Source organism: Rosenbergiella metrosideri (assembly GCF_022602565.1).
GTDB lineage: Bacteria > Pseudomonadota > Gammaproteobacteria > Enterobacterales > Enterobacteriaceae > Rosenbergiella > Rosenbergiella metrosideri.
In genome coordinates this window covers 51,315-65,922 of the sequence record NZ_JALBCV010000018.1, presented here as the reverse complement: position 1 = coordinate 65,922, position 14,608 = coordinate 51,315, and the positions used below count along the sequence as shown (strand labels likewise).

The window sequence follows — 14,608 nt, the reverse complement described above, 5'->3', positions numbered from 1 at the left end:
ATTTAATACATTTCTCAAAGCAAATATATATTCTTTATAATCTCTCTCGATAATTTCTTTTAATAAATTTAAATCTTTATCTTTGTGTGATACTTTGTAATGATTTTCAATGTTTGTTATTAAATAGTTCCTTTTTTTAGGTAGTACTATATCGAAATCTTCAAATAATTTATCAACATTTTCTTTTGTGATTATACCTTTTTCCATTTCATTAATAAAATATCGTCTATAATGGCATAGTCCCACGACTTCATTTTCTTCTAATCTATTTTTCCATATCCAATATAGTCCAGTTAATTCGCAAAGCTCATTATTTAATTCAGAAATATTCTCTCCTGTACTATCCATTTCTGAATCATTCAATTCAACTTTTCCACCAACAACTAATGTCTTATAAATTGAATCTTTAGGAGGAGTAAAATTTTTATGTGTTATTGTATATATTGTTTTCATTTTAATATGCACCATCGCGCTTAAGAACCACAGAAATAGTTTTAAATAAAATGGCGATATCGTTCCACATCGACCAGTTTTTAACATACCAGGCATCAAAGTAGACCCGCGTTTCATAATCGACATTTGAACGCCCACTTACCTGCCATAAGCCTGTCATTCCTGGTTTACTCATTAAATAGTAATCGACTTGATCATGATAACGCTCTAGTTCTTCATGAATGATCGGCCTAGGACCTACCAAGCTCATTTCACCTTTTAGTACATTAAATAGTTGAGGTAATTCATCCATACTGGTTCGACGTAATAGATGACCAATCTTAGTGATTCGTGGATCATTCTTTAGTTTAAAGGTCTCATCCCATTCGGCTTTAGCTTCAGGATCATTTGCAAGTAGTTCAGCTAATAACTCCTTAGAGTTCACTGACATTGAGCGAAATTTCAAACACTCGAAGGGTACGCCATTTTTTCCAATGCGCTCATGACCATAGATCGCTGGCCCACCATCCTTTTTAACTTTACGGCTAATAAATAATAAAACAGGCGATAACATTATAATAATCGCGATTGAGGCGAAGATATCGAAGCTACGTTTTAGTATTCTCGATGGCCATTTAGCTAGACTTTGGTGAACTCTAAATATCATTACCTCATGACTAAAGATAAACGACATATCTGTGCTATCAACAGGCATACCGCGTAAGGTTGGAATAACTGAAACATAGCGATAACCATTAAGCATCAACTGTTGTAACCATGCATTACGTAGTTCGCTTTCATCACTTTCAACCGCAATAATAAATTGCATACGCTTATCGATATTTTTAGTAAGGTCTGCCGGCATCTCGTGGCTTACGGGAAGATTACCGATATAATTGGTAGTCGTATTCGTATTTCCAGTCCCAATAAACCTAATTGTTCTAAAACCAAGATTTTTTTCACTTGTTATAGCTTTATATGCTTCTTCAGCATTATGCCCAGCCCCTATAATGATAGTGTCGCGCTGCCATGCGCCCATTTTATCGAGAATTGATTTTATGACCCCTCTCATCACAGGTACCAATAAGGCAATTAATAACCACGTTATTATCCAAGTTACTCTCGATAAATACCATTGAGTAAAAGCGATAATTGCAATTTCAAATACAGAAAATATTACTATCGTTCTTAACACTTCTTTTAATTCAAACCAAAAGGTTTTTCGATAGAAATAGTGCCTTAGCCGCATGCCATACCACCCGACACAGCACAATGATATTAGCCAGTGCAGGTGATACCAATAATTTACATTCTCTTGTGATATCAAATCACTTCCGAAAATATATTCAACTAAATAAGGGCTGACTAGTAAACAGAATAGATCAGATACAATCAATCCACTGCTAGCCAGCAGATTTCGGGATAAGCGTGTCATAGATTCCTCACCACAGAACTGTAGCGAAAATTACGCCCCCCCATTTTTATAGGGGAGGAGAAGTTATTTTATAGATGGATAATAAGTTATTTTTTATCGTCGTAACTGTAACCATAGTGACTATAGCCATAACCGTAATAGGAGCTAGCCTTCTTCACTACGCCGTTAAGAATACAACCTTTTACTTCAATACCGCTCTGCTCGAAACGTTTTATACTGACCTCCATCTCTTTAGCGGTATTTTCTTCAAAACGTGCTACAAGTAATGTTGTGCCAACATAACGCCCTATCACTGCAGCATCTGTGACTGCGAGAATAGGTGGTATATCTACTAACACGATATCGTAATGCTCACTTGCCCAATTTAAGAGTTGTTGGAAACGGTTATGCATCAGTAATTCAGAAGGATTAGGCGGTGTCTTGCCACGGGCGATAAAATCGAAATTGGCTCCGCTAATTGATTTTATCCCCTGCTCAATACTGGATTTACCGGAAAGAATATCGGATAAACCATTTTCTAATGATTGATTAAAGATTTGATGCGAATAGCCTTTACGCATATCAGCATCAACAAACAACACTTTTTGATCGCCTTGCGCTAAGACTGCTGCGAGGTTTGTGGTGATAAAGGTTTTACCGGCATTAGGGCTCGCACCAGAAATCATTAGAATATTATTCGATGCTTCCATCATCGCAAAATGCAAACTGGTGCGTAAACTGCGGATTGCTTCGATAGCAAGGTCAGCAGGGTTATCAATCGCGAGAAAACTAATATTCTCTTTCTGCTTATTCTTTCTAGATTTAATCCCTTTAGGCTGTTGCTTGGCCATCCATTCAGAGACAGGCACGCTGGCATAAACATTAATTCCCAACTCTTCGAGTTGTTCTGGTGACTCAATGCCGCGACGTAAAAAGACTCTTAATAACACCAAGCCGACAGAAATAAAGCCGCCTAATACGGCACCAATTAAAACCACCAAGACTTTTTTAGGCTTTACCGGTTTAGGTGCTGTCACCGCATCATCGATGATTCGTACATTACCGATGGCACTATTTTTCGCGATACTCAGCTCTTGTTGACGATTTAATAATTGCATATAAACCGCACGCCCTGACTCAACATCTCGACTCAATTTCAGTACTTGCTGCTGAGTGGCTGGCATCGCAGAGACTTGCTTATTCAAATTAGCTTTTTCCTGCTCCAGCGTTTTGCGTTTCTGTAAAAGGGCAATATAGGTTGGATGATCCTTAGTATAGAGTTGTGAAACTTCGGCCTCACGGAATGTCAATTGATTTAACTGATTATCAACATTAACTATTTGATCTAGTGCTGAACGGGCCTGTAAATTTAGGTCGACTGAATCACTCTGTTTACGATAGGCACTGAGCTTATTTTCGGCATCGTCCAGCTGACTGCGTACCTGCGGTAATTGCTTTTCTAAAAAATCTAAACTCTTACTATCTTGCGCCGCTTGACGTGCAATATTCTGCGCTAAATAATTTTCACTAATACTTTGTAGTTCACTTTGTGCTAATTGGGGATTAGGATCTGTTAACGTAAGATTAAGCATCCCTGTATCTTTACCTTGATCAGCAGCAGAGAATATCTGCTGCAGGCCTGTGATGGCATCAAGTCGAGAAACATAGTTAAGCGTGAACTTAGTTTCCGGAATAGCATCAATCCTATCAATTTGTAGGGATAGCCCCTTCTCTGCTATAGCTTGTCCTACCCTCCCCTTAATCTCAAATCCACCGCCTTCCACAAGGTAGTGCTGCTGATCGACTGTTGTTATCGTCAGCTCTGGAGCCTTACCCGCTTGCTTGGCAACATAAATTCGACTGATATAAATTTGTCCCGGTTGCTGCCCGGTTAACCGCGCCCAGCCGCGGCCAAAGATGGGAAAGTATTTTTGCTGCACTTGAGCCTGCAGGGTTAAATCATCGACCGTTTTACCTAAAATCATTCTTGATTGAAGTAGCGCAATTTCCGGTGCAGAGACGGGCTGGCTATCGGGTAGCATCTGACTCAGGTTACTAAGGATTGAATTACCTTGTTTTTGTTCCACCTGAATTAAGGCATCCGCTTGGTAGATCGGCGTGGCAAATAGCGCATAAAAAATCGCTAAAAAGGTAAATAATCCAGTAACGGCAACAATTAATTTTTTATGGTCGAGCAGTTCACCGATCAATCGACCTAAATCGATCTCATCGGAATCCGGATTAGTGGGTTTATGTTGAATCACTGATGACATAATGCTTCCTATTTTTTACCCAGTTTTGTCGCCCAAGCCCGTGCCGCTTGCTCGATTAATTGATAGACATGCTCAAAGGCTTCTTCGCTTTTACGGTAGGGATCGGGGATCTGCTTATTATTGATCCAGTGGGCAAATAGCATAGTTTTGCCTCGAGCTTCCGGTGCAATCGCCGATACCTCTTCTTGGTGATGCTTCTCCATCACTAAAATCAGATCGTACTGTTGCGCCAGCTGACGGGTAAACTGCTGCCCTTGATGATCCGCTAGGGAGAGGTGATGTTTTTCTGCTACCAGAGATGCCGTGGCATCGGCCGCATGGCCTTTTAATGCACCAGTCCCCGCTGAATCTACTATTTTATTGGGCAGTAGTTGGCGTAATAACCTTTCGCCAGTTGGTGAGCGGCAAATATTACCGGTACAGACCACAAGAATTGAATTAAACATTATTATTTCAGATCCTTGTAATAGTTCACCGTTTCGGTTAAATCGTGTACGCCAGTGATGGTTGGAACGATTTGCGAAATCACACGGTTCCAACGTACGATAGGTGCAGTCGTTACATAGACGATATCGTAAGGCTGTAACTCAAACTCGGTAGACATCACCATGGTCGAAGCATCTTTGGCATTGAGCTGATAGATATTGGCGATACGACCGTTCTTATCTTTTGGAATTTGACGGATCACAAAAATCCCTGAGGCATCGCCATATTGTTGGCTAACACCCTGTGCACTGCCAAGCGCTTCGGCGAGGGTCATACCGCTGCGATCCATTTTTAGGGTTGATTGCTGGCCGACTTCACCCATCACAAAGACTTTCTGATCATCGTTGCGTGGCACAAACAGGATATCGCCAGGATACATCAGGCGGTTCTGCTGTAGATCGCCGCGCTGCATTAGCGCCTGCATCGATAGCACGGTATCTTTACCGTTATGGGTTAAGACTACATGGCGCCAGTCGGCATTCTCGGCAAATCCACCGGCGGCATTGATAGCATCGACCACCGTTAAGGGAATATTGGTGATTGGTAGCTGACCCGATTTGCTCACTTCTCCGGTGACATAGGCTTTTTGCGAACGGAAGGCGGCGACCGAAATATCGACCTGCGGGCTCTCGACATACTGTGCTAAACGGGAGGCAATCTGTTGTCGTACCTCGGCTAGGGTCTTACCTGCTACATAGACCTTACCGATATAGGGGTAGAAGATGGTGCCATCGGCGCCGACCCAGTTTCCGGTATCGCTAGCGGAACGATAGGTGCCGGCCGGGTTGGTTAACTCTGGGTGGTCATAGACGGTGACCATCAATACATCGCCTGGGCCAATACGGTACTGATAGTTTTGTAATTGCTTATCCAGCTGTGGATTGGGCTGGGCAATTACCGGTGCCGGGCGCAGCTTATCAATTAAGCCGGGTGTCATTGGGTAAACGTTTACCAGCTTATCCCAATCATAATCGCTATCCGGTAACTCGACGGTATTCTTGCGTAAGCTATTAAGGCCTTGGCCAGGAACAATGGTACAGCCACTCAGCAGTGCGGTCAGCACTGCAGCTGCAGAGAGTTTACATACTAATTTTTTCATCAGAATATATTCAGTAAAGTGGGTAAATCGCTGCCAGAACCGATTCCAGTTAGCCAGCAGCCGCTAATTTTTATAGTTGGAAAGGGATCTCGATTGCCGCACTGGCACCTAAGTCATCGCTATCGTTATGATTGGCATCGGTATACCAAGTCGCCAGGTTTAAACGTACCGATTTATAAACATCGCCGCCCCAGCCCAGAGTGACGCCTTTAAGGGTATCGGCGTGCGGGAAGGTACGGTTTTGGCTTTGGTTATTGGGGTTAACTTTCGCCCAGAATAAGCGCGCGCTCCAGCGCTGGTTATCTTCGGTCACTAATTCGGTTTTGCCGACCAGCATCCGACCATCACCGCCCAGCGTATCCCCCAAGGCGTAACCTTGTTGGTAATAACCATCGGTGTAAATATGGTGGGTGTAGCTGTAGTTTTTATTTTTAAAGTCGGTACGGGTGTCATGCCCTTCCACATACCAGTTCAAAGCATTGCGGCCGACACTGTGGTGCCCTTCAATCCCCGCCAGATACATATTGGAAGATGGTAGTTTACCGGCTTCATCTTCACCGACCAGCTGGCCATAGAGGCTGATTGGAATGCCTAGCGTCGGTTCAAGTTTTAACTTACCGTCAAAGCCCGCCAACTGGTTACCGGGTTCATTAGGATCGTTTGCACCAGTGTTATCGTTACCGGAGAAAGCATCCCAGAAATTACCTAAGGATTGCGGCCGACCTTTACCGCCCCACTGAATAATACGGCTGGCACCGAGCTCTAGGGAGTCGAACGGCGATACGGTTAGGCGCATGCCGATAATCTTGGTATGGGGTACCGCGCTATATTGTGACTCTTGGGCGGCAGAAATCTGGTATTGCCAAGAACCGACCCAGTTTAGCCACCAGGTCTCGGGGGCGGTCTGTTTGGAGCGTGACAGCATAAAGCCGGTCAGTGGCCGAGCGTTATCGGAGCGAATTAAGCTGCCTTCATAGCCAGGTCCCCACCACTGTGGCGTTTCACCGAAAGAGAGCCACTGTCCCCATAGCTTTACCGCACCGTAGCTATTATTTAGGTTGGCATGGGACGGGGATTGGATCTGACGATTTCCCTCGAGGTTACCTTGAAGATTGACATCCCACCATTCGCCGCTATTGCTGGCGGTGACAGAAAGTTTGGTATCAGCGGTGGCGGAGTTCGCGAAGCTACGTGGCTGCCCGGTATTGTCGGTAGCGGCATAGGCGTTGAGCCGGATATCCGATTTTAAGCTTTGTAAGCGCTCCTGTACCCGTTCAAGTGCTAGCTGTTCGGAGGCGTAAGAGGGATGAGCCTTATCCAACGCATGTTCAATCGCTTCTTGGCTAAGTGGCCAAGTGCTTAAACTTAATTTAATCACGCCGCGATCGGCCAACCAGCTTAGATCCGAGCGTAAATCGCTATCTGGCAAGATCAGGCCAGCGGCAGTGGCGTTCAGGGAAGGATAAAGGGAAAGCCCAATCACTAAGGCTAATAAAGAGTGTCGATTAAAACGTTTACCACCTGACGCTCGCTGCATCTGCTGTTTCTCCGTAACATCCATAAAGTTAGTCCACCACTCAACATCAAGGCTGAGGGACGGGTGTATCGGGTGACCAAGGTGAAAAGATAATTATTTTTAATTTATTATTGTTATTAGCATGGTTATTGCGCTGTCGATGGGGAAGTTTACCTTTTAAATAAGGTAAATTTAACAAAAATTACACTACCGACGGAAAGTTCTATAGTAAGCGTTTTGGGCACGCTACCGCCCCTGGCGTGTGGCGACCAGAGTACCTTTACAACATTTTGTTTCTATTAGAGATTTATCCTAACAGTTTCTTATTGATGTTTAAAAAGTCATTTCACTTCACGTAATGAAAAATATTCATCGATGGTTAATATTAAACAATATTGTTAATTACGCAGTGAGCAGTCGCCTTTCTTACTAAAAATCAGTGAATTACCAAAAATTTAACTTGATTTAAATCAAACTTCTTTTCATTAAAAGGTGACTTTTGTCAAAATTTGTCATGACATTAAAGGGTGTTGGCGGGGATTAATACGGATTAATTCCTAATTTTCCAAAATTTACACTTTTTTTATAAGTTTTGGTTATCAATAGAGATAAAAAAACCCGCCGAAGCGGGTTTAACAGAGTGGCTCAGTGTCGAGGCTTATTTGCTGCCTGGACGGAGGGCTGGGAACAGAATCACATCGCGGATGGTGTGGCTATTGGTGAACAACATCACCATACGGTCGATACCGATACCTAGACCTGCCGTTGGCGGTAAACCGTGTTCCAATGCGGTAACATAATCTTCGTCATAGAACATCGCTTCGTCGTCACCGGCATCTTTAGCATTAACTTGCTGTAAGAAGCGTTCGGCTTGATCTTGTGCATCGTTAAGCTCGGAGAAGCCGTTACCGATTTCACGTCCGCCAATAAAGAACTCGAAGCGATCGGTGATTTCTGGGTTGTCGTCGTTACGACGGGCCAGCGGCGAGACCTCTGCCGGGTATTCGGTGATAAAGGTAGGTTGGATCAGTTGGGCTTCAGCGGTCTCTTCGAAGATTTCAGTGACCACCCGGCCTAAGCCCCAACTTTTCTCAATCTTGATACCGATGGATTGTGCGATGGCTACGGCCTTATCGAAATCATCCAGATCGGCTAGCTCTGTCTCTGGACGATATTTCTTGATCGCTTCACGCATCGTTAACTTATCGAACGGCTTGCCGAAGTCGAACGTTTGCTCGCCGTACACCACTTCTGTGGTGCCCAATACATCTTGCGCCAAGGTACGGAACAGGCTTTCGGTCAGCTCAATCAGATCACGGTAATCCGCATAAGCCATATAGAGTTCCATCATGGTAAACTCTGGGTTGTGGCGCGGGGAGATCCCTTCGTTACGGAAGTTACGGTTAATCTCGAAGACGCGGTCAAAGCCGCCCACCACTAAGCGCTTCAGGTAGAGCTCTGGGGCGATACGCAGATACATATCGATGTCGAGCGCATTATGATGTGTGATAAACGGACGCGCAGACGCTCCCCCCGGGATCACTTGCATCATCGGGGTTTCCACTTCCATAAAGTTACGGTCGACCATAAATTGGCGCACGCCAGCCATAATCTTAGAGCGAATTTGGAAAGTATGACGTGACTCTTCGTTGGCAATCAGGTCCAAGTAGCGCTGACGATAGCGGGTCTCTTGGTCTGCCAAGCCATGGAACTTATCAGGGAGCGGACGCAGTGCTTTGGTCAGCAGGCGCAGTTCGCTACAGTGGATAGAAAGCTCGCCGGTTTTGGTTTTGAATAGCTTGCCACGCGCCCCAAGAATATCGCCAAGGTCCCATTTTTTGAATTGTTCGTTATAGTAGCCTTCTGGCAGATCATCGCGAGAAACGTAAAGCTGAATACGCCCCCCAACATCTTGCAGCGTAGCAAACGAGGCTTTGCCCATGATACGGCGCGTCATCATACGACCTGCTACCGTCACTTCAATACCGAGATCTTCCAACGCTTCTTGGCTTTGCTCATCATGGCGCTGGTGTAGCACATCAGAGCGATCGGTTGGCCGGAAGTCATTCGGGAAAGGGTTTCCTTTCTCACGCAGGGCGTCTAGCTTTTCACGGCGTGCGCTCAATTCATTATTCAGTTCGAGGGCGAGATCCGCCGGCGCGGGGGTTTGTTCTGACATAAAGGTTCCTTATAGGCCAGCTTTCAAGCTAGCTTCGATAAATCGGTCTAAATCGCCATCGAGGACGGCCTGCGTATTACGAGTTTCTACACTGGTACGAAGATCTTTAATTCGCGAATCGTCGAGCACGTAAGAACGAATCTGACTGCCCCAACCAATATCGGATTTGTTATCTTCCATCACCTGTTTCTCAGCATTTTTCTTTTGCATTTCCAGCTCGTACAGCTTCGCTTTCATCTGCTTCATCGCTTGGTCTTTGTTTTTATGCTGAGAGCGATCATTCTGACACTGTGTGACGATACCGCTAGGAAGGTGCGTGATCCGTACCGCGGACTCAGTACGGTTAACGTGCTGTCCCCCTGCCCCAGAGGCACGATAGACATCGATGCGCAGATCGGCGGGATTGATCTCAATATCAATATCATCATCCACTTCAGGATAGATAAAGGCCGAGCTAAAGGAGGTATGACGACGTCCCCCCGAATCGAACGGACTTTTACGGACTAGACGGTGAACACCTGTTTCGGTTCTTAACCAGCCGAAGGCATAGTCACCGATAATTTTCACCGTTGCGGATTTAATCCCAGCCACATCGCCGTCCGAGACTTCGATGATTTCGGTTTTAAAGCCTTTCGCTTCCGCCCAGCGCAGGTACATCCGTAACAACATGTTTGCCCAATCCTGAGCCTCAGTTCCGCCTGAACCTGCTTGCAGGTCAATATAACAATCAGCACTGTCGTATTCGCCAGAGAACATGCGACGGAACTCTAATTCAGCCAGTTTCTTATCGAGCGTTTCCAGCTCAACGACCGCCTCATTAAAGGTTTCTTCGTCATCGGCCTCGACCGCCAATTCGACTAACCCGCTGACATCGTCAAGTCCTTGAGCGAGCAGGTCGAAGGTTTCGACGATCGCTTCCAAGGAAGAACGTTCTTTTCCTAACGCTTGCGCGCGCTCGGGTTCGTTCCAGACGTCAGATTGTTCAAGTTCAGCATTAACTTCTTCTAAACGCTCTTTTTTTGCATCATAGTCAAAGGTACCCCCGAAGAACATCGCTGCGCTCGGTAAGGTCTTGAATACGATTTTTTATCGGATTGATTTCAAACATGGTTTGTTGTCTTAAGTTGAAGATAAAAAAGTAACACAGAGGGTGGAGATTCTACCCGAAACTCCCCTCGGCGTGTAACCTCTTTTTAGGCTTTCGGCCAGAGGTATTCGACTAATAATTGTGCGCTACGTTGCCCACGATACTCATTCACATCCAATTTATAGGCTAAGGTCGCCCGTTGAATGCTGGGATCGGGCCATTGGCGTAAGTCGACGTTAAAGGCAATGCCATCGATTAGCGGACCACCGTTTACCGGTTCGAGCAGCAGTTTTAAATGCTTTTGCCCGACGAGCCGCTGTTGCAAGAGCTTAAATTCGCCATCAAACATTGGCTCAGGAAAACTCTGTCCCCAAGGCCCTGCATTTCTCAGCATCTCCGCCGTCTCCACGTTTAGATGCTGCGCACCAAGCTCGCCATCAGACCAGATTACCCCTTGCAGGGCGTCGTTATCCAGCCACGCTGTGACCAATTGCGCAAAACAGTCACGAAAGCGCGGGAACTGCTCTTCCGCAAGACTCAAGCCCGCTGCCATCGCATGGCCCCCGAATTTAAGTATTAATCCGGGATATAGGCTATCCAGACGTTCCAAGACATCGCGCAGATGCAGGCCGGTAATTGAGCGGCCCGACCCTTTTAGGGTGCCATCGCCCGCCGGTGCAAACGCAATGACCGGCCGATGGAAACGCTCTTTTAAACGTGACGCGACGATGCCCACCACCCCTTGGTGCCACTCTGGATGGTAAAACGCTAAACCGTTTGGCAGATGTTGCTGGGTTTCCAGCTGCTCGCAGATCAACAGCGCCTCTTGTTGCATCCCCTGTTCGATCTCTTTACGGGTCTGGTTTAAGGCATCGAGTTCATTCGCTAACATCCGCGCTTGGGACTCGCTCTCGGTCACCAGTAACTCGACGCCATGAGACATATCGTCGAGTCGCCCCGCCGCGTTGAGTCGTGGACCTAACGCAAAACCGAGATCGCTGGCGTTGAGACGATGCGCTTGCCGTTGGCTGACCTCCAGTAATGCCCGGATACCGGGACGACATTTCCCGGCACGAATACGTTGCAGCCCCTGCCACACCAAAATTCGGTTATTGGCATCAAGGGGGACCACATCGGCGACCGTACCGAGTGCCACCAGATCCAATAAGTCTGCAAGATTGGGCGGCGACCCGCTAAACCATCCTTGCTGGCGTAAATAAGCCCTGAGTGCGAGCATGACATAAAATGCCACGCCGACCCCAGCCAAGTTCTTCGATGGAAAGGTGGCCTGGGCAAGATTCGGGTTAACGATTGCCGCCGCCGCCGGTAAGACCTCACCGGGAAGATGGTGATCGGTAATAATGACCGGAATGCCTAACTGCGTGGCGTGCTCTACCCCACTCAAGGAGGAGATGCCGTTATCAACGGTAAAAATCAGCTCCGCTTGACGGGCATGAGCCAAGTCGACGACCTCGGGGCTAAGTCCATAACCTTGCTCAAACCGATTGGGGACCAGATAGCTGACCCGTTGCGCGCCAAACTGTTGCAGTGCTAACACAGAGAGCGCCGTACTGGTGGCGCCGTCTGCATCGAAATCCCCCACCACCATGATATGGCGGTTATCGCACATCGCCTGATGTAATAACTGTACCGCCTGGTCGATGCCGGTTAAGCCCTGTGGTGGCAGTAAATGATTTGCGCCCCGCTCCAATTGCGCGGCGTCAGTGATCCCACGCTGTCGATACAGTTGTTGCAGTAAAGGGGAAAGGGTAGCCGAAAGCTCGACGTCAGCTTGTTGCTGACGTCGTTGTAGTTCAGGGATAGCGCGTGAAGACAAAGGATTATCCTGCGTTGATACGATCCAGATACTGTTTTAACTCATTAGGACCTTGATAGCCGGGGATCATTACACCATTTTTGGTGAGGATCGCCGGAGTGCCTTGAATACCGTATAACAGTCCTAGCTGATACTGTTTACCAATATCGATATTACAGCTCGCCGCTGCGGGAGTTTTACCGCCCATCGCCGCATCGAACGCTGCTTTGCGATCCTTGGCGCACCATACGTTCTTCATCGCTTTCGCCACATCGCCCTGTAACCCTTCACGTGGGAAAGCAAGATAACGGACGGTGATGCCCAGAGCGTTATAGTCTGAAATTTGTTGGTGTAACTTATGGCAGTAGCCACAAGTAATATCGGTAAACACTGTCACAACGTGCTGCTCTTTCGGCGCTTTATAGACAATCATTTCTGGCGCTAGCGCTTCCACTTTCTTGTCTAGCGTTTGGAAAGTGACGTTTACTGGCGTTTTCCCGCTGATATCGTAAAGCGGCCCTTGAATCATTTGTTTACCATCGTCAGTGACGTAGAGCACACCATTATCGGTTAATACCGTGCTGACACCGGATAAGGGTGAAGGCTGGATATCACTGATGTTGACGCCCAATTTTGTTAAAGATTGAATAATTGCAGCATTGTTCGCATAACTGGCGCTAGAAAAGAGCGCGCATGACGCGACCATCGAGAGTAATAATTTCTTCAGCATTTCCTTATCCTTATTAACCACCCCGCTAGGCGCGTGGGTGATGCTGTTGATGCAGTTGACGGAGTCTTTCATTGGCAACATGCGTATAAATTTGTGTGGTTGATAGGTCACTGTGACCAAGTAGCATTTGTACGACGCGTAAATCGGCGCCGTGATTGAGCAAGTGCGTCGCAAAGGCATGGCGCAGCACATGGGGCGAGAGCTTCGCGCTATCAATCCCGGCGATAAGGGCGTAGTGTTTGATTCGATGCCAAAATGTTTGTCGAGTCATTTGCTGCCCACGATTACTGGGGAAGACTATATCAATTTTTGCGCCATTAATCAGCCAAGGCCGACCATGTTCCAGATAATTTTCCAGCCAGTGGATCGCCTCTTCCCCCAGCGGTACTAATCGCTCCTTGTTGCCCTTACCTAAAATTCTTACCACGCCTTGGCGTAAACTGAGATCACTAAGGGTCAGTCCCGTTAACTCAGATACCCGTAATCCCGTCGCATAAAGTAGTTCGATCATCGCTTTATCGCGTAACTCGAGCGGGATTTCGGTGGAAGGCGCCTCAAGTAGGCGAGCGACTTGCGCTTCACTGAGATCTTTTGGCAGCCGTTGCGGTAATTTCGGCGAGGAGAGTAATGCGCTCGGGTCATCGAGTCGCAGCTGTTCCCGATAAAGATATTGAAAGAGCTGGCGCATCGCACTGAGCTGTCGAGCGGAACTGGTTGCCCGATAGCCCCCTTCGAGTTTCTCTGCTAAGAAGCTTTGTAATTCTGGTGCGCTCACAGTAAGCAGCGCGAGATGATGCGCCTCAAGCCACTCCACCAACTGTTTGAGATCGCGGCGATAAGCCTCTAGGGTGTTTTCTGCTAAGTTGCGCTCAATCCACAATTGGTCAATAAAGCCTTCGAGAAGGGGATCCATTAATGGTGCTGACGTCGATTTCTTCATTGCTTTTTTTTCCGATTACCTGCGCTAAACGCAGACTATTATGCATCAACTACGCCTCGCTGTATGCTTTCTGATACACTCAACGCAGAATAGGAACCTAAGAGTCAATCAAGTATGAAAATAGGGTTATTTTACGGTTCAAGCACCTGTTATACCGAGATGGCTGCCGAGAAGATCCAAGCGTTTATCGGCCAAGAGATGGTGACCTTACATAATGTGAAGGATGAGCCGCTCTCTACCATGCACCAGTACGATCTGCTGATTTTGGGTATGCCTACTTGGGACTTTGGTGAGCTGCAGGAAGATTGGGAAGCACAGTGGCAAACGCTGGCTGATCTCGATCTTTCAGGAAAAATCATCGCACTCTATGGGCTGGGCGACCAAGCCGGGTACAGTGAATGGTTTTTAGATGCCCTCGGTATGTTGCACGATTTATTACTACCAAAAGGCGTCTCTTTCGTCGGCTATTGGCCTATTACCGGTTATGAATTTATCAGTCAGAAGCCCCTGACTGCCGATGGACAACATTTTGTCGGGTTGGCCTTAGATGATGCGAATCAGTTTGAAGAGACGGATGAGCGCATTGCCAACTGGTGTGAACAGATTCTGGGAGAAGTCGCGGAGTTGTTGTAATCC

At 46.8% G+C, this 14,608-nt stretch carries 12 protein-coding genes; 1 reads left to right on the top strand and 11 read right to left on the bottom strand.

Annotated elements, in window-relative coordinates; genetic code table 11:
- From MKR94_RS14505 to xerD, 11 genes are all read right to left on the bottom strand, one after another.
- Positions 1-453: DUF4422 domain-containing protein (locus MKR94_RS14505; RefSeq protein ID WP_241647581.1), on the bottom strand; the 453-nt coding region annotated here is incomplete at its 3' end.
- Between the two features lies 1 nt (position 454).
- Positions 455-1,867 (bottom strand): undecaprenyl-phosphate galactose phosphotransferase WbaP, encoded by a 1,413-nt coding sequence (gene wbaP, locus MKR94_RS14500; protein WP_241647580.1) that lies wholly within the window; start codon positions 1,865-1,867, stop codon positions 455-457.
- Between the two features lie 86 nt (positions 1,868-1,953).
- Positions 1,954-4,119, bottom strand: coding sequence for a polysaccharide biosynthesis tyrosine autokinase (locus tag MKR94_RS14495; protein WP_241647579.1), 2,166 nt, complete (start codon positions 4,117-4,119; stop codon positions 1,954-1,956).
- Between the two features lie 8 nt (positions 4,120-4,127).
- Positions 4,128-4,565 carry an arsenate reductase/protein-tyrosine-phosphatase family protein gene (locus tag MKR94_RS14490; protein WP_241647578.1) on the bottom strand — a complete coding sequence of 146 codons (438 nt, stop codon included), beginning with the start codon at positions 4,563-4,565 and terminating at the stop codon, positions 4,128-4,130.
- 2 nt (positions 4,566-4,567) lie between these two features.
- Entirely contained in the window at positions 4,568-5,704 is a 1,137-nt protein-coding gene (locus tag MKR94_RS14485; protein WP_241647577.1) for a polysaccharide export protein, read from the bottom strand.
- Between the two features lie 70 nt (positions 5,705-5,774).
- Complete coding sequence (locus MKR94_RS14480; RefSeq protein ID WP_422047535.1) at positions 5,775-7,241, bottom strand: capsule assembly Wzi family protein; 1,467 nt, start codon at positions 7,239-7,241, stop codon at positions 5,775-5,777.
- Positions 7,242-7,878: 637 nt separating this feature from the next.
- On the bottom strand, positions 7,879-9,399 hold the full coding sequence (lysS, locus tag MKR94_RS14475) for a lysine--tRNA ligase (RefSeq protein WP_241647575.1): 1,521 nt from the start codon (positions 9,397-9,399) through the stop codon (positions 7,879-7,881).
- Positions 9,400-9,408: 9 nt separating this feature from the next.
- A protein-coding gene (gene prfB, locus MKR94_RS14470; RefSeq protein ID WP_241647574.1) for a peptide chain release factor 2 occupies positions 9,409-10,507 on the bottom strand; the annotation gives its coding sequence in 2 pieces (ribosomal slippage) (positions 9,409-10,431 and positions 10,433-10,507; 1,098 coding nt in all).
- An 85-nt stretch (positions 10,508-10,592) separates the two neighbouring features.
- Complete coding sequence (gene recJ, locus MKR94_RS14465; RefSeq protein ID WP_277755684.1) at positions 10,593-12,323, bottom strand: single-stranded-DNA-specific exonuclease RecJ; 1,731 nt, start codon at positions 12,321-12,323, stop codon at positions 10,593-10,595.
- A gap of 4 nt (positions 12,324-12,327) precedes the next feature.
- Positions 12,328-13,029: a bifunctional protein-disulfide isomerase/oxidoreductase DsbC gene (gene dsbC, locus MKR94_RS14460; RefSeq protein ID WP_422047534.1), complete on the bottom strand. Its 702-nt coding sequence runs from the start codon at positions 13,027-13,029 to the stop codon at positions 12,328-12,330.
- A gap of 28 nt (positions 13,030-13,057) precedes the next feature.
- The gene (xerD, locus tag MKR94_RS14455; protein ID WP_214217534.1) at positions 13,058-13,945 is read right to left on the bottom strand and encodes a site-specific tyrosine recombinase XerD; all 888 of its coding nucleotides are present in this window, start codon (positions 13,943-13,945) and stop codon (positions 13,058-13,060) included.
- 141 nt (positions 13,946-14,086) lie between these two features.
- On the opposite strand from xerD, the gene fldB reads away from it, so the two are divergent.
- The gene (gene fldB / locus MKR94_RS14450; protein ID WP_241647573.1) at positions 14,087-14,605 is read left to right on the top strand and encodes a flavodoxin FldB; all 519 of its coding nucleotides are present in this window, start codon (positions 14,087-14,089) and stop codon (positions 14,603-14,605) included.
- Positions 14,606-14,608: the final 3 nt, after the last annotated feature.